The organism is Sphingobium cyanobacteriorum (assembly GCF_030580935.1).
Classification (GTDB): Bacteria; Pseudomonadota; Alphaproteobacteria; order Sphingomonadales; family Sphingomonadaceae; genus Sphingobium; species Sphingobium cyanobacteriorum.
The window spans coordinates 213,623-233,512 of sequence record NZ_JAUQOM010000002.1 but is presented as its reverse complement, the minus strand read 5'-3'; the positions used below and the strand labels follow the sequence as shown (position 1 = coordinate 233,512).

13 protein-coding genes, 1 tRNA gene and 2 pseudogenes are annotated in these 19,890 nt (G+C 63.3%); 3 read left to right on the top strand and 13 right to left on the bottom strand.

Annotated elements, in window-relative coordinates; translation table 11 throughout:
* Positions 1–50 precede the first annotated feature (50 nt).
* From Q4610_RS06020 to Q4610_RS06005, 4 genes are all read right to left on the bottom strand, one after another.
* Positions 51–2,093 (bottom strand): S9 family peptidase, encoded by a 2,043-nt coding sequence (locus Q4610_RS06020; protein WP_304535091.1) that lies wholly within the window; start codon positions 2,091–2,093, stop codon positions 51–53.
* Between the two features lie 104 nt (positions 2,094–2,197).
* Positions 2,198–2,692 carry a DUF2497 domain-containing protein gene (locus tag Q4610_RS06015; RefSeq protein WP_304535090.1) on the bottom strand — a complete coding sequence of 165 codons (495 nt, stop codon included), beginning with the start codon at positions 2,690–2,692 and terminating at the stop codon, positions 2,198–2,200.
* 70 nt (positions 2,693–2,762) lie between these two features.
* A complete protein-coding gene (locus Q4610_RS06010) occupies positions 2,763–4,259 on the bottom strand; it encodes a TolC family outer membrane protein (RefSeq protein ID WP_304535089.1) in 1,497 nt (498 codons plus the stop codon).
* 19 nt (positions 4,260–4,278) lie between these two features.
* Positions 4,279–4,911: a protein-L-isoaspartate O-methyltransferase family protein gene (locus Q4610_RS06005; protein ID WP_304535088.1), complete on the bottom strand. Its 633-nt coding sequence runs from the start codon at positions 4,909–4,911 to the stop codon at positions 4,279–4,281.
* Between the two features lie 201 nt (positions 4,912–5,112).
* On the opposite strand from Q4610_RS06005, the gene Q4610_RS06000 reads away from it, so the two are divergent.
* Together Q4610_RS06000 and Q4610_RS05995 are read left to right on the top strand one after the other, a co-directional pair.
* A tRNA-Cys gene (locus Q4610_RS06000) sits at positions 5,113–5,186 on the top strand.
* A gap of 487 nt (positions 5,187–5,673) precedes the next feature.
* Positions 5,674–5,754, top strand: a pseudogene (locus tag Q4610_RS05995) (IS5/IS1182 family transposase); the annotation flags it as partial.
* Here Q4610_RS05995 and Q4610_RS05990 read toward each other — a convergent pair.
* From Q4610_RS05990 to Q4610_RS05970, 5 genes and pseudogenes are all read right to left on the bottom strand, one after another.
* Positions 5,755–12,498: a hypothetical protein gene (locus tag Q4610_RS05990; protein WP_304535087.1), complete on the bottom strand. Its 6,744-nt coding sequence runs from the start codon at positions 12,496–12,498 to the stop codon at positions 5,755–5,757.
* A gap of 125 nt (positions 12,499–12,623) precedes the next feature.
* Positions 12,624–12,833, bottom strand: a pseudogene (locus Q4610_RS21770) (phage integrase central domain-containing protein); the annotation flags it as partial.
* A 358-nt stretch (positions 12,834–13,191) separates the two neighbouring features.
* The gene (gene nadA / locus Q4610_RS05980; RefSeq protein WP_304535085.1) at positions 13,192–14,187 is read right to left on the bottom strand and encodes a quinolinate synthase NadA; all 996 of its coding nucleotides are present in this window, start codon (positions 14,185–14,187) and stop codon (positions 13,192–13,194) included.
* A 44-nt stretch (positions 14,188–14,231) separates the two neighbouring features.
* On the bottom strand, positions 14,232–14,945 hold the full coding sequence (locus tag Q4610_RS05975; RefSeq protein WP_304535084.1) for a DUF4230 domain-containing protein: 714 nt from the start codon (positions 14,943–14,945) through the stop codon (positions 14,232–14,234).
* Entirely contained in the window at positions 14,930–15,808 is an 879-nt protein-coding gene (locus Q4610_RS05970; RefSeq protein WP_304535083.1) for an MBL fold metallo-hydrolase, read from the bottom strand. The genes Q4610_RS05975 and Q4610_RS05970 overlap by 16 nt, the downstream gene beginning before the upstream one ends.
* 136 nt (positions 15,809–15,944) lie before the next feature.
* Between Q4610_RS05970 and Q4610_RS05965 the strand changes: the two genes are divergently transcribed.
* The gene (locus tag Q4610_RS05965; RefSeq protein WP_304535082.1) at positions 15,945–16,835 is read left to right on the top strand and encodes a tyrosine recombinase XerC; all 891 of its coding nucleotides are present in this window, start codon (positions 15,945–15,947) and stop codon (positions 16,833–16,835) included.
* A 1-nt stretch (position 16,836) separates the two neighbouring features.
* On the opposite strand, the gene Q4610_RS05960 is transcribed toward Q4610_RS05965, so the two are convergent.
* The 4 genes from Q4610_RS05960 to rsmI form a co-directional block, all read right to left on the bottom strand.
* On the bottom strand, positions 16,837–17,436 hold the full coding sequence (locus tag Q4610_RS05960; protein WP_304535081.1) for a DedA family protein: 600 nt from the start codon (positions 17,434–17,436) through the stop codon (positions 16,837–16,839).
* Between the two features lie 117 nt (positions 17,437–17,553).
* Positions 17,554–18,528: a glutathione synthase gene (gshB, locus tag Q4610_RS05955; RefSeq protein WP_304535080.1), complete on the bottom strand. Its 975-nt coding sequence runs from the start codon at positions 18,526–18,528 to the stop codon at positions 17,554–17,556.
* A 145-nt stretch (positions 18,529–18,673) separates the two neighbouring features.
* A complete protein-coding gene (locus Q4610_RS05950) occupies positions 18,674–19,042 on the bottom strand; it encodes a YraN family protein (protein WP_304535079.1) in 369 nt (122 codons plus the stop codon).
* Positions 19,039–19,881 carry a 16S rRNA (cytidine(1402)-2'-O)-methyltransferase gene (gene rsmI, locus Q4610_RS05945; protein ID WP_304535078.1) on the bottom strand — a complete coding sequence of 281 codons (843 nt, stop codon included), beginning with the start codon at positions 19,879–19,881 and terminating at the stop codon, positions 19,039–19,041. The genes Q4610_RS05950 and rsmI overlap by 4 nt, the downstream gene beginning before the upstream one ends.
* Between the last annotated feature and the right edge of the window lie 9 nt (positions 19,882–19,890).

Here is a 19,890-nt window from a genome sequence, read left to right as displayed (position 1 = left end):
TCGTTCTCCCAAACCGCCCGGCGGCACCATCGCCACCCTGATTCAGCTGTTCACTTCGCTGTCCACTTATCCAGCCAGCCCAGCGCCTCGCCATACCATTGCAGCGAGTTTTTCGGCTTCAGCACCCAATGATTCTCGTCCGGGAACACCAGCAGTTTCGACGGCACGCCCCGCCGCTGGAGCGCGGTGAACGCGGCCAGCCCCTGCGTGTAGGGAATGCGGAAGTCCTTTTCGCCCGTCACCACCAGCATCGGTGTTTTCCATGCCGTCACATGGTTGACCGGGTTCCATTTCTCGAACTCTTGCGGAGCCTCATGATAGGGGCCGCCATGCTCCCATTCGTCGAACCACAGTTCCTCTGTTTCATAGGCCATGGCGCGCGCGTCGAACACGCCGTCATGCTGGACCAGGCATTTGAACGCATCGGGCCACTGCCCCGCGATCCAGTTCATCATATAGCCGCCATAGCTGGCCCCCAGCGCGCAGGCATTGCCGGCATCGACCGCAGCGTCCTTGGCCGCGGCGGCGGCAAGCCCCAGTTTCAGGTCTTCCAGCGGCTTGCCGCCCCAATCCTTGTTGATGGCGTCGGTAAAAGCCTGGCCATAGCCGGTGCTCCCGTGGAAATCGACGATCACCGCCGCATAGCCATGGGCGGCGAACGCCTTGGGATTCCAGCGGTAAGACCATGAATCGCTGAAACTGCCCTGCGGCCCGCCATGGACCAGAAAGGCGACCGGCAGTTTGTTCACCGTGCCGCTGGCGGACGGGTTGAGCGGCTTGACGATCTGCCCCCAGACGGTGTCGCCATTGGCACCCTTGAAGCTGAACCGTTCCACCGACACATCATCCACGCCTGCCAGTTTCGCCGCGTTTACCTGGGTAAGCCGGATCGGCTGGCCCTTGGCGGGCATCTTCCAGAAATCGGCGGGCGACTGGATGGAGTCCAGCGCATAGACGAAGCCGCCCCTGGGCAGCGGCACGACGCTGGCCGCATGGCCCTTCCCTGTCAGCCGTGTCACCCTGCCCGATGCCACATCGACCCGGAACACCGGATTGTCGAGCACGTCATTGGCGGTGACCAGCAGCCCCTTGCCGTTCGCCTCCCAGGCGATCGACGCCACGGACCGATCCCAGCCCTCGGTCAACGCCCTCGTCGCGCCGGTCGCGATGTTGCGCAGCATCAGCACCTGGCGGTCGGCTTCATAGCCTGGCCGCTTCATCGCGACATAGGCGAGCCATTGACCATCGGGCGACACGGTGGGCAGCGTATCGGTCGCGTCATTGGCATCAGTCAGGTTGACCGGCGCGGCGCTGCCATCCGCTGGCACGGCAAAAATGTCGAGATTGGTCGACAGCGGCTCGATCCGTCCGGCCTCGCGCAGCGCGAAGAACAGCGTCCTGCCATCCTTGCTCCACGCAATCTCCTCCGTGCCGCCAAAGGGTTTGGAGGGACTGTCGCCGACCAGCGCGCCCATCACCGACACGGCCGGGCCGCCCGCGACCGGCATGACGAAAATCTGCGATCGCTGGCCATCCGCCCAACTGTCCCAATGGCGCACGAATAACTGATCATATACGCGCCCTGACCCGGCATCCTTGGGCGCAGCGGGTTTCACATCGTCGATCATCCTGGCACCGACCGGGCGATCGGCCCAGAGCGCGACCTGGCTACCATCGGGACTGAGCAGGAAACCGGCAATGCCGCCCGGCGCCTTGCTGACCTGCACCGGATCGCCGCCGTCCAGCGCCACGCGCCATAACTGGTCGTCGCCGCTGGCGTCCGACTGAAAGTAGAGCGCGGAACCATCGGGCGAAAAGGCAGGGGCGCTTTCATTCTTGTCGGGCCGGGACGCGATCAGGCGCGGCGCCTGCCCCGCCTTGCCGATGTCGAGCAGATAGAGGTCCATCCGCCCCTTGTTCGTCGCCAGGTCGGTGCTGCGCAATTGATAGGCCAGCCATTGGCCGTCCGGCGATACCACCGGCGCGGAGACACGGTCCAGCGCCACCATATCGGCGGGGGTGAAGGGGCGGGCAAGCGCGGGTGCCGTGGCCAGAGCCATCGCACCGACTGCGCCAAACAGGAACATCTTCATGAAAATCACCCTTGGATCGGACAGCGACGTGCGCGGCAAGCAGCCACGGCGTCGTCAGGATGCAAGGGGTCTAGGCCGCCACGGGAGCGGCCGCAAGAGCGGCCTCAGCGGCCGGTGATGCGCGCGATTTCCTTGGCTACCATCTCCTCGACCAGCGCAGGCAAACGCTGGTCCAGCCAGTCCTTGAGCATAGGCTTAAGCATCGATCGGACCAGTCCGTCGAGCGTATTGTCGCCGCCATCCTTGGGCGTCACCAGCATGGAGGACAGCGCCGAAAGCGAATGGCGCGCGGCGACTTCGCTTTCGACCGACAGGATCGATTCGTCGGCGATCGTCCGGGCAGCAGGCGCGGTTTTGGGCGCAGCTTTGGGGGCGGGCACGGCTTCTTCCTCCGCAATCTCGTCGGTCAGTTCCAACACTTCGTCGATCGGCGTTTCAGCCATGGGGACCGGATCGAGCGGCGGCAGCGCGGTGGCCTTTGCCTCCCCGCGCAACCGGCGTGGAGCCGCCTGCACCGCTTCCTCGCCTTCTTCGGCGATGATCCGCTTGATGGACGAGAGTATCTCTTCCATCGAGGGTTCCTTGGTCATGTCACCCATGGATAGTCCCCGTCCAACCCGCATTGCACACCCTTAGCCTTTAAGATTACCCGACCGGGTTAACAAGCGGTTAAGGCTGCTGCGCGGATGCCGCATCGACATTGGCGTTTTGCGCCGGCGTGTCAACGGTGCGTGTCGCTACCGGCTGCGCCGCGGAATCGAAGTCCCAGTCGAACCATTTGCCCTTCACCCGGTCATAATTGACCACGGGATCATACAGCGCGCCACTGGCCAGCCCCAGATCGTCCGCCTCGGCATGGCCCATCGCCGCCAGCAGAGTGAATCCGGCGACATAGGCATTGCGCCGCGCCGACACCAGCTCGACCCGTGCGATCAGCGATTCCTGCTCGGCATTCAGAATGTCCAGGATAGTGCGACTGCCGACCGAATTTTCCGCACGCACGCCCTCCAGCGACAGGCTGGCAGCATCGACGGCCTTCTGGCTCGATTCGATCGTCTGGAGCGACGCCTGCCAACTGGCATAAGCCGCGCGGGTCTGGGCGATCACGCCGCGCTCGGCCTCGATCTCCTGCTCGATCGCCTGCGATTCGAGCGCCTGGTTCTGCCGCACCTGCGCCGCCGGACGGCCACCCTGATAGAGCGGAATCGAGATCTGAACGCCCGCCGCCGCCTGCTTGTTGATCTGCGGCCCTTCGACGATGTTGCCGTTGGCATCCTGCGCACTGCTGTTGAGCGAGTGGAGATAGTTGGTGTAGCCCGCCTGGGTGAAGGCCGATACGGTAGGCATCACCGCGCCCTTCGCGGCCTTCACATCATAGCGCCGCGCCTCGCGCAGCTTCTTCGCCGCCGCAATGTCAGGATTGTCGTTGAGCGCCACGCGCACGGCTGCATCGGGGTCGGCAGGCAGGCCGGGCAGTTGCGGCGGCGGCTCCAGATTGTCCGGCGCCTCGCCCACCAGCGCGATATAATTTTCGCGACTGGTGATCAGGTTCGCCTGCGCCCTCTGCAGATCGGACTGCGCCAGCGCCAGCCGCGACTGCGACTGGGCGACATCGGTGCGTGTCAGGTCGCCCACCTCGAAACGGTCGTTCGTCGCCTGGAGATTGACCTCCAGCACCTTCACATTGGCACGGTTGAGCGCCACGATCGCACTGTCGCGGATCACGTCCATATAGGCGGCGACGGTCTGGGAAAAAACGCTGGCCTCGGTGCCGCGCAGCGACGCCCGCCCGGCTTCGACCCGGATATTGGCCGCCTTGATCCCGTTGCGCACCGCGCCGCCATTATAGACCGGCACGTTCAGCGTCGCCTGCGCATTGATCGTGCGCTGGGGCGAGGTGAAGCTGATCGTCGGCTTGAGAATGCTTTCGGTGTAGCTGCCGGTCACGTCCAGTCCAGGCCGGCCACCGGCCTTCTGGATCGGCACGCCCTCGTCGGTCGCACGCTGGCCGGCACGCGCGCCGGTCAGTGTCGGGTTGGATGCATAGGCTTTCGCCAGCGCCCCTTGCAACGTTTCGGCCTGCGCGGATGCCCCGGTCAGGGCGGAGGTCAGCAACAGCAAAGCGGCTGCGGCACGATGCCGTTCATGAATGCGCTTGCCTGTCATCGTCCCCCGCATGCCCCTGTCAGAAAGTAAATGCCTTGGGCGCGCCGAAACCGGGCAGCACCACCATTTCCATGTCGCTGAGGCTGCTCAGCCCCAGCAGGCCACCAACCACCCGGCCGCTGCTGAGCCGCGTCACGCCGCGATCGATGATCCCGGTTACGACGCGCGCATCCTCACCAAGCTGCTGAACGAGCGCGGCTGGCACTTCCTCCACCGCGCCATCGATGAACAGAAGATCATAGGGCGCCCCTGCCGGTGCCCCGGCGTTCAGCGGGCCGCGCGTGACGGTCGTGCCCGGAACGGCAATATCAGGGCCGCCCTCTTCCTCGACCGCCGTTACCTGCGCGCCCAGCGCGACCAGCAGGGCAGCGGCATAGCCGGTCGCCGCACCGATCAGCAGCACCTTGTCGCCCGGCTCGACCTGCGCTTCTTTGAGCAAACGGCCCGTCACCAGCGGCGGGTTGAGCGCGCGGCCGGCGCTCAGCGGGATGGGACGATCGACATAGGCCATGGCGCGTCGCTCGACAGGCACGAAATTCTCGCGCGGCACCTTGGCCATCACCGCGATGACACGCTGGTCGTCCACGTCGCTGGTGCGCAACTGGCTTTCGACCATGGCGGCCCGCATCGAAGAGAAATTCTGCTCGGTCACGATAGTTCCTCGCTGGTCCGGTGGGCTTGGCACAACTGTATTGGCAATGCAATACAGTAAAGGGATCATCGGACCTCTAAATCAGCGCACGCCCCGCGCCAAGCGGCTTTGCGCGGACACACCCAAGATTCTTGCGTCCGACCATCGATAGCCTGCTTGACTTTAGACCCAAAGCCGCACATTTGCGGCGTCCCACACCGAGGCCCGATGGCGGAGTGGTGACGCAGAGGACTGCAAATCCTTGCACGCCGGTTCGATTCCGGCTCGGGCCTCCATAGTCTGAATTTTATCAGGCATTTTCAGACTTTCCTTGTCATTGCCGCCTAACCCTGGAACCGGGTTGGACATTTCCCACGCGACCAGTCGCGACACAGCGGCATCTGCAAGCTTCGCCTGATTGGCCATTTCCGTGTAGCGCGCCATCTCGTCATCCTTCGAATGACCGCTCATCGACTTCATCGTCTTGTTGGGCATTTCCATATCGGCCATCGGGCGCAAGGTCGCCCTCCACATCATATCGCATGCCTGCCTGGCCCGATCACCGTCAGGGCAGGCCAGATCGCCTCTGCAAGGCCAGCCGGGGCAAAATTGACGGATGAGGGATTAAGTCCCCCCCCCCAAATGCGCTGTCAGGCTTAGAGTCGAGTCCCAGATTGTGATGATTGCCTGCTTCAGCGTCGACATGAGCCGATACGACCTGACCGACTTCGAGTGGCGCGTGATCGAGCCATTGCCGCCCAACATCCCGGCGCAATCCAATCGGAACTGGCCGGGAACCTCCTCTCCATGGTCCAGCTTGCATCAATGCGCCTGTGGCTCCGCGCTTATGAGACTACGGCCTAATCAAAAGCGGAAAGTAATCCCGCCATTCACATGGTGCTGGCCATTGCGACCAGAAAACTCGACATCACCATTGATGAACAGTGAAACGCTGGTCGAGATCGCCATGTCCACGCCTCCGCCGGCATGGGGCAGCGTCTTTTTCCGTTCCGCGCCGGCGACGGCATAGGCCGTGTCGGTGCCGAGCAAGGTGCCCGTCGCGCTGATCGCGTCGCTATCCAGCGTGTAACGGAAACCGATCGCAGTCCAGGGTCGCAGGCTTTCCTCGCCCGGCGCTTCAAGCTTTAAGTCGGCGCTAAGAAAAGTAGCACCATATTTCTGCTTGCTGATGTCGAGCGCGAAGGCTCCACCGCCGGTTTCGCGCAATGCGTCGCGACTGATGCTGACATGGGTAAGGCCAAGTTGCGGCCCCAGTCGCCAGCCACTTTGAATCTCGAAGCCATAGCGGATCCAACCGTCGATCGTCATGCCGTGCATGTCATAATGGCTGCGTGCAGTGCCGCCGGCCGCCGGATTACGTACGGTGTCGATCTCGGATCGGTCGAAGAGGATCGTCGCGCCGGCCGAGAGGCCGCCACTTGCGTAATGCACCCGGCCGCCGAAAAACATGCCGTCGGCATCGTTGCGCGCTCCGATGCTGCCCAGACGCTGCTTGCCCTCGCTTCTCCCAACGAACAGGGCAGCACCCACCGTGCTGTTGCCATAGCCCACGCCGCCCAGATAGCCGCTGCTGTCCACGTCGGCCTGACCCACGCCGCGGCGGTCCGCATCAAATACGCGCCAGTTGCCATAGGCCTGGCCGAATGCGAACAGCCCGCCTTCATCGCGAAGCCCCCCCATCCGGACGGAGCGCAATGCGCCGCTTATGGCCAGGCCATTCTCGATTCCGATCTGCGCTGCCGAAGCATAGGCTTCCGGGCTGAGCGTCGAGAGTATAGCGGGGCTGGCATAGCCGTCTGCATCCACCATGCCCGGAAACGCGGTGACGATGGCAGGGGTCGCTTTACCGCCCAGCAGAAGCGTGTTGAGATAGTCCTTGGTCTGTTCCACCTGGGCTGTCGCACCGTTCTTCAACTGGAACAGGCCGGTCAACCGAATCGCTTTGGCTCCGAAAGTCAAAACACCCTCGATGGCGTCACCACGCATGACATTGGTTCCAAAGCTGCCGTTTATGCCGTCACTCGCGCTGACGATCGTATAGACACCCGGCGTCAATGGCCGGTTGCCGGTCAGCGTCAGCGTGGCGCCCTCCGCGATCGTGAGCGACCCGTTGATCACCAGCGCATCGCTGGCCGTCGGCGTGAATTGGAACAGGGCGTTCGATCCGGCATGCAATGTCACATTGCCATTGACGGTCATCGTGCCAAGCGACGCGCCGGGCGCCAGCGTGCCGCCGACGTTGATCGCACCGTTAACGGTGCCTGCCGACCCGAAGACGGCGCCCTGTGAGACATCGATCGTGCCGGAAATCACCGAATTGGCCAGACTGGTCATATGACTGTCCTGCCCGAACCGGATGCCGCCCGTGATCACGCCGGCATTCACTACCTGGTTCTGACCATTGGCCAGATCCAGCCCGCCGACGATCGTGCCGTTGTTCACCAGAAGGTTGCTCCCTCCGGCAAAGGTCACGGCTACCGGCCCGGCGGTCTGCAATGTCTGTCCTGCACCGAGTTCCAGGGCCGTGTCACGCAGGAACAGCGTATCATCCAAGAAGGGTCCGTCAGTCGTGACCGTGCCCGATCCGCTGACGATCTTGCTTTCGAAATTGACGAAACGCGCAATCAGCGCGTTGCCGAGCAAGCCGCCGCCCGTGATGTCGATGACGACCTTGTCGGTTCCCTCGCCCCCGTCGACGATACCGGTCAGTGTCCCGCCGATGGCGTGCGTCATGCTATCATTGCCGCTTCCCAGAAAGATGCCGCCATCGATCGTGCCGGCGTTGATCAGCTTGTCGTCCATCTCGCCCAGATCGATCGACCCGATGATGACGCCGGTTGACCGGTTGACGACGGTGTCTGCCGAATGGAAGGTCTGCACCGCGCCCGCAAGGAAGCGACCTGACAGGTCCAGTGCGTTATCGCCCAAGGCCACCTCGGTATCGGCCCCGATCATCCCGCCGGCAAGGCCACGGATCGTGCCCGCATTGTCCAGAGATACCCGGTCTGCCAGCACGCCCACCGCGAGCGACCCGGTTGTGGCATAGGTTTCGGGCACGATTCGCGGCGCATCGTCCGGTTCCCAATAGCGCCAGGCATAGGAGGTCGCTCCGTTAGCCGAGATGGTCGCGCCGGCGGCATTGACAATCGTCACATCACTCGCGCCGTCGCCGGGCGCCATGATGCCGACCGCCGTTACGCCCGTCAGCAGCGCAGGATTGGCATCATTGATCGCTGCCGAATAGCCGGCACCGCTGTCCGCGCTGATGATACCCCTATTGGTCAGGCTGATGACGCTGTCGGGCGGAACGCGCCCGCTCTCTTCCGCTGCCCAGCCATACGCATCGAGTGTAAGGGCGGAGGTCATTATCCCTTTCCCGACGATCGCTCCTTCATTCATGATACGGATCGCACGATCAGCGGCGGATTGCGCCGTGATCGCCAATGCCGTCCCCACATGCGAGACCGTGTTCCGAGTGATCGTGCCGCTGTTCGCAATGTCCATGGCGATGGCGGCGCTGTCCAGCGTCGCACCGTACATAGAGCCGCTGTTGACAAAGCTGAAGCTGTCTTGACTTGTCTGGGCGGGGTAGCCCTGCTGGTCGTAACCATCGATCTGGCCGGGCTGAGAGACCCTCACATACCCGTTGATGGAGCCGCTGTTCGCGACCGTCACCCGCAAAGCCGACACTGTTGCAGACAAAGTGCCATTCATCGTGCCGCTGTTCGCGATCGATGCGTCGTCGGCATTGGCGCTGCCGGGATATTCAAGATTATAGCGCGGGCCGACCGTCAGAAGAGCCGCCCCGAAATAGGGATTGGCCGCATCGATACGCCCCGAATTGACGAAGCTGAAGCTGCGGGTGTCGGCGGTCACGCGCACACCGCCGACGATCTGGCCGCTATTGTCGAACCTGTTATAAGCCGACGTGCCGATTTCTGCCAGCCGATCGATGGCGACGGCATACCAGTCCATCCCGCCAAACGCATCCTGAGGCGCATCGACATTTGCGATCGTCCCGCTGTTACGGAAGCTGAAGCCCGCCGCATCGTTCGCCAGGATTTTGACGACCGGCTGATAGAGATCATAACCGTTTATCACGCCCTGATTGTCCAGCGCATGCGCATAGCCGGCAACGCCACGCGCCAGCGTGGCGAGGTTGACGAACGTCAGCGTCGATCCCGCGCCGAGGCTGTTGGTGGGGTCGGCTGCGCTGCCCAGGGTCACGGAGGTCAGACCCGTGGCGCCCGTCTCGTTCATGGCGATAGCGTTCACGATGGTGCCGTCGCCGGCCAGGAACAAGGGCGTAGTCTGCGCCCTTTCGCCGGACAGGGTCACAACCGTATCGGCGCCATAAGCGGCGAAGCCAAGCCCTTCGAACCCTGCGGGCGGCGTTGCCCCTGCATCCAGCGTCACGGTCGCAGTCTCGTCATAGGCGCGGACGAACATGTCATTGCCCGTGAGCGTGTCGATGCTGCCCGTGATTCCGGTGATGCCGTTCAGCGCGATGACGATGTCGTCATTCTTCGTCAGCGTAAGATTGCCGTTCAGCGTGCCGCCGCGGCTTATGAAGATGCTTTGACCATAATCGTTACGGAAGCCGTAGGGATCGTAGCGCATCACCACGTCGCCCTCGATTGTCCCTTCGTTGGCGAGGATACTGCCGCTGCTGAGGAGAACCGCGCTGGCGTCAGGTCCGCCTGCAATCAGCGCGCCCGACTGGTTCCAGAGCTTAGATGCATCGTAATATTCGTTGCCGCGCACGGCTTCCGCAGCACTGCTACGCAATATGCCGCTGTTGGTGACAAAGCTCCCTGCCCTGAGGGATATGGCATTGCCTTCGGTATCGATCCGTCCTGAGTTGACGACGGTGCCCGCGCCAGTGATCCCGGCCGACCAGGCGCCGCCACGGACCTGCTCGATCACGCCCGCATTCCGGATGATTGCCCCTGCGCCAAAGCCAAAGTCGCCCCGAATGCCCGTCGCCCCGCTAAGCAGGATCGTGCCATGGTTCACGACCGCACCGCTTCCCGCAGCGATCGCGGTGACGCTGGGGAAATTATAGAATGTGCTCTCGCCAACCTGGACGTCGACCGTGCCATGATTGGTGAAGCTGTTGCCATCGCCCACGATGATCGCGGTGCCATAAGAGGCGCCGCTGCCGGGGCCTTCCCTGACCGTGATGGTTCCGTTGTTGGTCATCGCGATGGCGTTGGCCGGCGCCTGGTCTTCACCGTTGATCCTGATCGCCTGATCGGTCAGGTCGATCAATATGGCGTCCGTGTCGCCCGTAAAATCCCCGGCCAGCACGACCTTGCCTGATCCGGCGAAACCCAGATCAATGCTGCTCGGTCCGGTCAGAGTCAGCGTCGCATCGTTCGCAAGCTGATAGGACAGATTCGAAAAAATGCCCTTGAGGGCGGGCGTCGTCATCGTGTCGGCGTCGATGAGGTAGCGGAGGGTCGCGACGCCGCTGCCGCTGACACGGCCCGTCAGGCCGGCAAACTCGCCGGGGCCGCTATTGACGAGAGAAGTGGCGAATATGTCGTAGCCGGACCCAAGATGGATGTCGCCGTTTACGATGCCGCCAGAAAGCGCCGCGAAGACGTTGCCGGACCCATATGAATAGGGCCGTCCGCCCAGGGTCACGTCGCCGTTGATGATGCCGGCATTGATGACATAGACCTGCTGGACATCCGCATTGGCGGAAGGCGAGGCTATCCCTGCGGTGCCGCCCGTGATGACACCACCAGCCCGATTGAAAAGCGTTCCATGCCAGCCGATTTCCACACCGTTGCCAGCGGACGAGATCGTGCCGTCGTTGACGAGCGTACCCTGGACCACGCGCGCGCCTGCGGTCGCGCCTTCGATCACACCGCTGTTTGACGACATGCCGTAGAAAATGTCGGCGCCGATGCCCTGGCTGGATCGGATCGCGCCGCTGTTGACGACTCCACTCCATGCCCTGACGGCGGTGGCGTCGGCCGTGATCGTTCCGCTATTGATGATGCGGGCGGACGATCCGGCCACGCCGCCGCCACCGATAGCCGTTATCGTCCCGCTATTGTCGAACAGGGACGCATCCCGGAAACTGGCGGCATAGGTGTCTGGATCGGTCAGATGGGCGAGGATGGTCCCCGACTGCGACACCACGAAGCCGCTGCTGTTATTGTTTCCCTCGATCAGTGCAGGGCCCTGCGTGTCGAGAGAACCGGCGAGAACGAACCGATTGTCGGTTCTGTATGAACTGAAATCGGCGCTCGCTAATGTCACGGCGGTGGTGGACGCGAAGCTTCGCGAAAAGGTCAGGGTCGCACCGCCGCCGACCCACAGGCTGAGTGCTTCGAACGTGTCCGGCAAGGCGATCGCATGATCCAGCACCCGGTCTTCCCGGAAGTTGAAGATCAGGGTGTCGTTGCCGTCGCCGGCATCAACCCGGCCAGTCACCGTCCCGAACGGCTGGTCGACATTGTCAACGTCGCCAAAGAAGCTATCGTTGTCGCTGCCCAACAGGATATCGCCGTCTATCGTACCGCCGATATTCATGATGAACGACCCGATATTGCCGCTGCGGACATTGCCCAGGATCGTACCTTGGTTGATCAGGATCAGCGCCCCTTCGGACGTGATCGCATCACCGCCGCCGGAAATCGTTCCCCTGTTGTTTACGCGGACAGACTGGGTAGCGCTGATGGCTGTCTGATGAGCGACGATTCTGCCATTCTCTCCATTCGAGATCGCAATGTTGGCGCCACTGATCGCAAGGCCCGATCCCTCCGCAAGAATATCGCCGCTATTGTCGACGGCGTCGATCTGGCCAAGGCGAAGCGTATCGGCCGATCCGTTCGAACGCATCGTACCGCTGTTGGTGATCGAGGTTGAACCGTTATAGGGCGCTGGTCCCGGCCCTTTTGAAAAGGCGCTCAACACGCCGCCGTCGATCAGACCTTCATTGGTGAGTGTTCCCACCCTGCCCTGAATGGCACCGATCGTGCCGGTCGATCGGTTGAGGATCGATTGGAAAAATGCCTGGCCATCGTCGCTGCCGTGCAAGGCAAGGCTCCCGGCGCTGCTGCCGATGACGCCGCCATTGTCTATCAGGACCGCCGTTCTCCTGAAACTAGGATAGGGGTAAATGCTGGAGGGCGTGACGAGATCTATCCCCGCCGGACCCGAAATGCGGCCGGTCGCGGAAACGGTGATGATCGCATTGAGCCAGCCGATATCGCCATAGGAGGCCACCGCAATAGCGCTTGACGTTCCGCCGTTGACGCTGCCGTCGATCTGGATCGTGACCGGCTCGATCCAGTCATAGGGTGCGTCCGGCAGGGCGATGAGGATGCTACTGGCGGCAGCGGCGGAAAGGGTCGCATCCTGTTCGACCAGAACGTCCGAACCTGCTTCACGGATGACGAGTGGAGCCGTCTCCACGCCCGAACAGAGTGTTCGCTCGCTGGCACGGGGGGGATTGGGTGCGCAGGCCGCCTGCACCACACCGGGCGCCGTCAGCGTCAGGACAAGAGCCGACGATACGAACAGCGAAGTACGGTGAACGCGACTACCACGCGCCTTGATAACAAATGTCATAAATTCCCCATGCCGCCCACTGGCAGCGGACACCGCTAGTTGAAAACCAGGCGGAGGAATAGACATATTCATTCCGTTATCATTGTATTTCTGACAAAAACTGCCGCACTTCTTCCGCAGCGTCGTCACAGCAAAGGCGCTTCTGCGGGATGCCACCCTTCGCTGTTCGAATAGTTTAGGACGGCTGCAATCCGCTGGCGCACCTTCACCGCCGTTACGGGCATCGTGGTCCAGATCGGTCCCAAGGCATCGCGCATGGCGGAAGCGTCAATTTGATCGACGGACTTCGCGCCAATATGGGGACAGGCATGTTCGGTCAGTGCATTGATGAAGCGCGATGCGTGCGCATGTACCTATGTTCCGGCCATGCTCCTCGTGCAAGTTTCGGCGGCATCCTGAAAGGTCCGGCTTACCCGCCGGTCCTTCTCTCTCGGCGACAGGATCACGTCCAGCCTTTGCGAGACGGCGAAGAATGGTTACAAGTTGGCGCGGGCCTCCATTGCTGCCTCCATGCATATATATATGCCCATGAAATGGTCGATTCTGGCCATTTCATGATATGCTTGTCAGTCCGATCTGGACGGCTTCCCCCACCTCCGAAAATCCTGCCAGCGCCCCGGCACGCCGTCATTGATCACTTGTCCCGATCACCACCGCCCCGATGCGCTGATGATTTTACATTGATCTATCTTGTCATTGCGCACGCAACGGGCCGACATCCCCCTGCCCCACCGTACCGCTGGCCATTTCGAGCATCCGGTCGAGGCTCTTCTTGGCTGCCACCCGCAACGTCTCGTCCATTTCGATGCGGGGCTGCAAATCACGCAGCGACAAATACAGCTTCTCCATCGTGTTGAGCGCCATATAGGGGCAGATGTTGCAGTTGCAGTTGCCGTCCGCACCCGGCGCGCCGATGAAGCGCTTGTGCGGCACCGCCTTCTCCATCTGGTGGATGATGTGCGGTTCGGTCGCCACGATCAGCGTATCGCCGGGCATCGTCTTGGCGAAATCCAGGATACCGCTGGTCGACCCGACATAATCGGCATGGTCGATAATATAGGGCGGGCATTCGGGATGCGCGGCGACCGGCGCTTGCGGATGCTGCGCCTTCAATTTCAGCAATTCGGTTTCACTGAACGCTTCATGCACGATGCACACGCCCGGCCACAGCAGCATGTCGCGGCCCGACTTGCGCTTCAGATACCCGCCCAGATGCTTGTCGGGACCGAAGATGATCTTCTGCTCCTTGGGAATCTGCGCCAGTATCTTTTCCGCCGATGATGAGGTGACGATGACGTCGGACAGCGCCTTCACCTCGGTCGAACAGTTGATATAGCTCAAGGCGATATGGTCGGGATGCGCCTCGCGGAATGCCTTGAACTGGGCAGGCGGACAGCTATCTTCCAGGCTGCAACCGGCGTCCATGTCGGGCAGAACCACGATCTTGTCCGGTGACAGGATCTTCGCCGTCTCGGCCATGAAACGCACACCGCAAAAAGCGATAACGTCGGCGTCCGTCTCTGCCGCCTTGCGTGACAGTTCCAGGCTGTCGCCGACGAAATCGGACAAGTCCTGGATTTCGGGTGACTGGTAATAATGACCCAGGATAACGGCGTTGCGCTCCTTGCGGAGGCGATCGATTTCGGCGCGCAGGTCGGCACCCTGCGGAATGGCGGTGATCGCGTTCATACCCTGATACTCCTCGGTCCCATGGCTGGCCCTTTGCCCGCGCCCTAGCGCTGCTGTCGCTTGTTGGCCAGCACCTGATTGATCGGCGTGGTCACGTCCCACTGGTCCTTGCTGCGCCGTTCCGCCGGAAAGGTCACGATCACGCGCGCATTGCCCTGCCCGGCAGCAGCCAGTGGCGCAGCCATCAACTTCACCAGCGCGGCACGCCCATATTCACGCGCCTGCGCCATGCGTTCAGGCGACCGGGCCGATGCCTCGGCCCGTTGTTGCGCATGGATGGACACCTTCCGGCTCAATTCCTCGGCCGCCTTGCGCGTCACGAACAGGCCGCCGGTGCGTACCAGCGTCCGGCGCGCCTCATCGATATTGGGTTTGTCCGGTGCCACATCGGGGGCGTTGACGATCAGCGTGCGTGTTTTCGCGTTCCACTCCATGTCCCGTGCGTCCAACGCACCCATGTCGATGAAATAATCGACCGAATAGGGCATCTTCACCACCTGATCGGACTTGAGCCAGCCAAAACCGCGCACATCCTGCGCCGTACTCTGGATGGTGCCGTTCAACCGTGACACGCGCAGATCGCTGCCGCCGGAAATGCTTTCCGCGACAATCTTCGTCACGGCCGACCCGTCATCCTCGACCGTCACGACATAATCGCGATCATAGCGCTGCCAGCCGACCAGCATCGCCGCACCGATGCACAAAATAAGCAGCGCGGCCAGGATCAACCCCGCGTGGCGCTTCAGCGCATCGCCCATCGTCCATCCCCAAGGGGCGCCGCAATGCCCCGCCCGTCCAGGTCGATCAGGTGCGCCAGCACCGATCGCCCCGCCGCGCCATAGAGGCGCGGATCGACGCCCTTGTACATTTCCGCCACCATATCGGGAATCGCACTGTCGCCATTGCGCTCCAGGAAACGCAATATCTGCCCCTCGCGCTGCTTGCGATGGCCCATCATGCCCCGCACCAGCCGTTGCGGGTTCTCGATCGGCTCACCATGGGCGGGATAATAGATCGCGTCATCCCTCTCCAGCAGCCGCTGCATCGACAGCATATAGGCACGCATGTCGCCATCGGGTGGGGAGATCACGCTGGTCGACCAGCCCATCACATGGTCGCCGGTGAACAGTGCCTTCTCCTCGCGCAAGGCAAAGCACAGATGATTGGATGTGTGCCCCGGCGTCGCGACCGCCTCCAGCATCCAGCCCGCGCCTGTCACCTGTTCGCCATCGCCCAGCACGCGGTCGGGCCGATAGTCGGCATCGAACGCGGCGTCCGCGCGTGGCCCGTCATCCTCCAGCGTCAGCGGCGCACAACCGATGACCGGCGCGCCGGTCACTTGCGCGAGTGGCCGTGCGGCAGGGCTATGGTCGCGATGCGTGTGGGTGCACAGGATCGCCGTCACCGGGCGTCCGGCGATAGCGGACTGAAGCGCGGCGATATGATCATGGTCCGCCGGGCCAGGATCGATAATCGCGACCTCCTCCGCCCCGACCACATAAGTCTGCGTGCCCGTATAGGTGAAGGCCGACGGATTGGGCGCCAGCACGCGCGCCACCAGGGGACTGAGCGGCATGAGAAGTCCGGTCGGCAGATCGGCCGGATTGAAGGGTGTAGCCATGCACCCCATGTGCCCATTTCAGGGCGGATTTCAAGGGCAGGCGGCCACGAACGACACGCCCCGTCAGGCGGAACCCCTTGGCACCCTTCCCCCGTCCGACCTGTCCTCTCCAGCCGTCCTCTGCTAGTCTGCCGCCATGACCGCCCTTCTCCCCGAACGCTGGCGCCAGCATCTCGCTCTCGACCGGCGGCGATCAGTCCATACCGTGCGCGCCTATGTTGCGACCGCTGAGCGACTGATCGCCTTCCTCGAACAGCATCGGGGCGAAGCCATCGACTCCACCATGCTTGCCCGGATTGATCAGGCGGACTTGCGCGCCTTCCTCACCAGTCGGCGGATGGATGGCATCGGCAACCTGTCGGCGGCGCGTGAACTGTCGGCGGTGCGCGGCTTTCTGAAATATGTCGGGGGCGAGGACGCCCGCGTGCCGCTGCTGAAAGGGCCGCGGGTCAAGCGCGGGCTACCGCGCCCCGTCTCCCCCGACGAGGCGGTGGCGCTGGCGCAGGACATTGCTGAAAACGCGCGGGAGGACTGGATCGGCGCGCGTGACTGGGCGGTACTGTTGCTGCTTTATGGCGCGGGGCTGCGCATCGGCGAAGCGATGGGGCTGCAAGGTGACATAATGCCGCTGGGCGACACGCTGCGCGTCACGGGCAAGCGCGGCAAGACGAGGATCGTGCCCCTTTTGCCCCAGGTACGCAGCGCAATCGACGCCTATGTCTCGCAATGCCCCTATCAGCCGGCGCGTGACGAACCGCTGTTCCGGGGCGCGCGCGGCGGGCCGCTGTCGCCAGCGCTGATCCGCCGGGCTGTACAGGGCGCGCGTGGCCGGCTGGGCCTGTCGGAACGGACGACGCCGCACGCGCTGCGCCACAGTTTCGCAACCCACTTGCTGGGGCGCGGCGCTGACCTGCGTAGTTTGCAGGAACTGCTGGGCCACGCCAGCCTGTCCTCGACGCAGATCTATACCCAGGTCGATGCCGCGCATCTTCTCGACATTTATCGCAACGCGCATCCCAGGGCGTGAATTACTCTTTGGGCTTCCAGGTCGCCAGGCGCCACAGATAGAGGATCACTGCGCCAACCACGCAAGCGGTCGCCGCCGGGCCGACATAATGGTCGATATCGCGGAAATTCTGCCCCAGCACATAGCCGGCATAGGCCAGGATGACATTCCATACGAACGCGCCCGCCGCAGTCCAGAGGAGGAAGCGCAGATGGCCCATGCGGAACAGGCCGGCGGGCAGCGAGATCATCGTGCGCAGCGCCGGCATGAAGCGAAACACGAAAACCACGATCTGGCCGTATTTGCCGAACAAGCGGTCCAGCGCCTCGACATCGCGCCATTCCAGCGTCGCCCAGCGGCCATAGCGGTCGACCAGCGGCTTCAACCGGCCAAAGCCCAATATATGGCCGACCAGATACCAGAAATAATTGCCGATGGTGGTGCCGATCGTGCCGGCGACCAGCAGCCATTCCATCGCCATCCGCCCCTGCCCGACGCGGATGCCACCAATGCCCATGATGAGTTCCGACGGGATCGGCGGAAAGACATTTTCCAGGACCATCAGCAGGCCGATGCCCCAATAGCCGCCCGCATCGATCAGGCGCAGCACCCAGTCGGTCATCGCCGATATATCCATTCCGTCATCCCGGCGAAGGCTGGGACCTCCCTATTCTTCTCGACGTTGCAGAAGGAAGAGAGATACCAGCTTTCGCTGGCATGACGCATGGCAGCCATCAACCTACGCCGCCGCCCGCTGCGCCAGCCGGGCGTCGATCGCGTCCCAGATCATGCCGCCGGTGTCGGTGCCGTCGAAGGCGTCGATCGACACGATCCCGGTCGGCGACGTCACGTTGATTTCGGTCAGCCATTCCCCGCCGATCACATCGATGCCCACGAACAGCAGGCCGCGTGCCTTGAGTTCCGGCCCCATCGCGGCGCAGATTTCGCGTTCCCTGTCCGTCAGCAGCGTCTTGGCCGCCGACCCGCCGACCGCCAGGTTCGAGCGGATTTCGCCCGCGCCGGGAATGCGGTTGACCGCGCCTGCAATCTCTCCATCGACCAGCACGATGCGCTTGTCGCCCTCTGCGACGCCGGGAATGAAGGCCTGGACCATGAAAGGCTCGACCCAGGACGCCTTGAAAAGTTCCACCAGCGCGGACAGATTCGATCCTCTGCCGTCAACATGAAATACCGCATTGCCGGCATTGCCGTAGAGGGGCTTCACCACGATCTCGCCATGCTGGGCCAGGAACGACTTCACCTCGGCCAGGTCGCGGGTAATCATGGTCGGCGGCATGAAGCGCGCATAATCGAGCACGAACAGCTTTTCGGGGGCATTGCGGACGCTGGCGGGATCATTCACCACCAGCGTTTCTTCCTGCACCCGCTCCAGCAGATGTGTGGCGGTGATGTAACTGAGGTCGAAGGGAGGGTCCTGCCGCATCAGCACGACATCGACATCGCGGCCCAGGTCCAGCATCTCCGGCTCACCAAAGGCGAAATGGTCGCCCTCCACCTTCTGCACCTTCACCGGACGCGCCTTGGCCAGCACCCGGCCATCGCGCAATGTCAGATCGGGCGCGAGATAATGATAAAGCCTGTGCCCCCGCGCCTGCGCCGCCAGCATGATGTGGAAGGTCGAATCCCCGGCGATCTTGATGCCCTCCATCGGGTCCATCTGCACGGCGACGGTCAGGGGGTTGAGTTCGGTCATGCTTGCGCTTCCTTCTTGATCCGTTCGTGCTGAGTAGGGGCTGAGCAAAGGCGAAGTCCCGTATCGAAGCATCGCCTGGCACGCATCCTTCGATACGCCGCTTCGACTTCGCTCAGCGGCCACTCAGGATGAACGGGACGCTAGGCTATCCCCCATGCCAGACATTGGCCAGATGGCGTGGCGCACGGCCCGGCGCAAGGAGGATGACGTCGATTCGCATGTCGTCCCCCGGTTTCGCCAGTTCGTGCCAGAGGATTTCCGCTGCCTTCGCGACCCGCGCCAGCCGCCGTTCGTCGATCGCCAGGTCCAGTTCCGCCGCACTGCCCCGCGCCTTCACCTCGACGAAGGCGAGCATGGCGCCGCGCCGCGCGACCAGATCGACCTCGCCCGCCGGCGTCCGCATCCGCCGGCCGACGATCTGCCAGCCCTTCAGCCGCAGCCACCAGGCGGCGATGCGTTCGGCCTGCCGCCCCCGCTTCTCCGCCGCCAGTCGTTCGGCAGGCGGGCGCTTCACCCCTTCAGTTCCGTCGCCCGGTCATAGAGCGTCCGCCGGTCCAGCCCCAATTTCTTGGCAACCTCGCCCGCTGCCTTGGACACCGACAGCCGGGTCAGCGCCTCGCGCAGCGCGGCATCGGCATCCTCCGCACTGGCCGGGGGCGCTTCGCCGGGCGGGCCGACCGTCACGACGATCTCCCCCTTGGGCGGCGCATCGGCGTAGCGGGCCGACAGTTCACTCAATGTCCCGGTGGCGGTTTCCTCGAACGTCTTGCTGATTTCCCGGCTGACCGCCGCGTCGCGATCCCCCAGATGCGCCGCCATGGCCGACAGGCTTTCCGACAGGCGCGGCCCGCTTTCGTAAAAGACCAGCGTGGCGCGCAGCGCCGCCACTTCGTCAAGCGCGTCACCCCGCGCCTTCGCCTTGCTGGGCAGGAACCCCATGAACAGGAAGCGATCGGTCGGCAGGCCCGACAGGGTCAGCGCCGCGATCGCCGCGCTGGGTCCGGGCAGGGTCGTGATAGCCCGCCCGGCCGCCCGCGCGTCGCGCACCAGCTTGTAGCCGGGGTCGGAGATCAGCGGCGTGCCGGCGTCGGACAGCAACGCCACTGATTCGCTCGCCATCCGCTCGATCAGGCGGATGCGGACATGATCGGCGCTATGGTCATGATAGGGGACCATCGGCCGGTCGGACCCGGCATGGCGCAGCAACCGCGCGCTCACCCGTGTATCTTCCACGGCGACCACATCGGCCAGCCGCAGGACTTCCGCCCCGCGCGGCGTAAGGTCTCCAAGGTTGCCGATCGGCCCCGCCACGATATAAAGCCCAGGCGCAAGCCCAGAAGTTCGAGTTTCCATAAGGACGCC

Excerpts from the sequence above, each read along its gene's own strand:
- Q4610_RS06020 (WP_304535091.1), bottom strand. The coding sequence starts at position 2,093 with ATGAAGATGTTCCTGTTTGGCGCAGTCGGTGCGATGGCTCTGGCCACG.
- Q4610_RS06015 (WP_304535090.1), bottom strand. The coding sequence starts at position 2,692 with ATGGGTGACATGACCAAGGAACCCTCGATGGAAGAGATACTCTCGTCC.
- Q4610_RS06010 (WP_304535089.1), bottom strand. The coding sequence starts at position 4,259 with ATGACAGGCAAGCGCATTCATGAACGGCATCGTGCCGCAGCCGCTTTG.
- Q4610_RS05990 (WP_304535087.1), bottom strand. The coding sequence starts at position 12,498 with ATGACATTTGTTATCAAGGCGCGTGGTAGTCGCGTTCACCGTACTTCG.
- nadA (WP_304535085.1), bottom strand. The coding sequence starts at position 14,187 with ATGAACGCGATCACCGCCATTCCGCAGGGTGCCGACCTGCGCGCCGAA.
- Q4610_RS05975 (WP_304535084.1), bottom strand. The coding sequence starts at position 14,945 with ATGGGCGATGCGCTGAAGCGCCACGCGGGGTTGATCCTGGCCGCGCTG.
- Q4610_RS05970 (WP_304535083.1), bottom strand. The coding sequence starts at position 15,808 with ATGGCTACACCCTTCAATCCGGCCGATCTGCCGACCGGACTTCTCATG.
- Q4610_RS05965 (WP_304535082.1), top strand. The coding sequence starts at position 15,945 with ATGACCGCCCTTCTCCCCGAACGCTGGCGCCAGCATCTCGCTCTCGAC.
- Q4610_RS05960 (WP_304535081.1), bottom strand. The coding sequence starts at position 17,436 with ATGACCGACTGGGTGCTGCGCCTGATCGATGCGGGCGGCTATTGGGGC.
- gshB (WP_304535080.1), bottom strand. The coding sequence starts at position 18,528 with ATGACCGAACTCAACCCCCTGACCGTCGCCGTGCAGATGGACCCGATG.
- rsmI (WP_304535078.1), bottom strand. The coding sequence starts at position 19,881 with ATGGAAACTCGAACTTCTGGGCTTGCGCCTGGGCTTTATATCGTGGCG.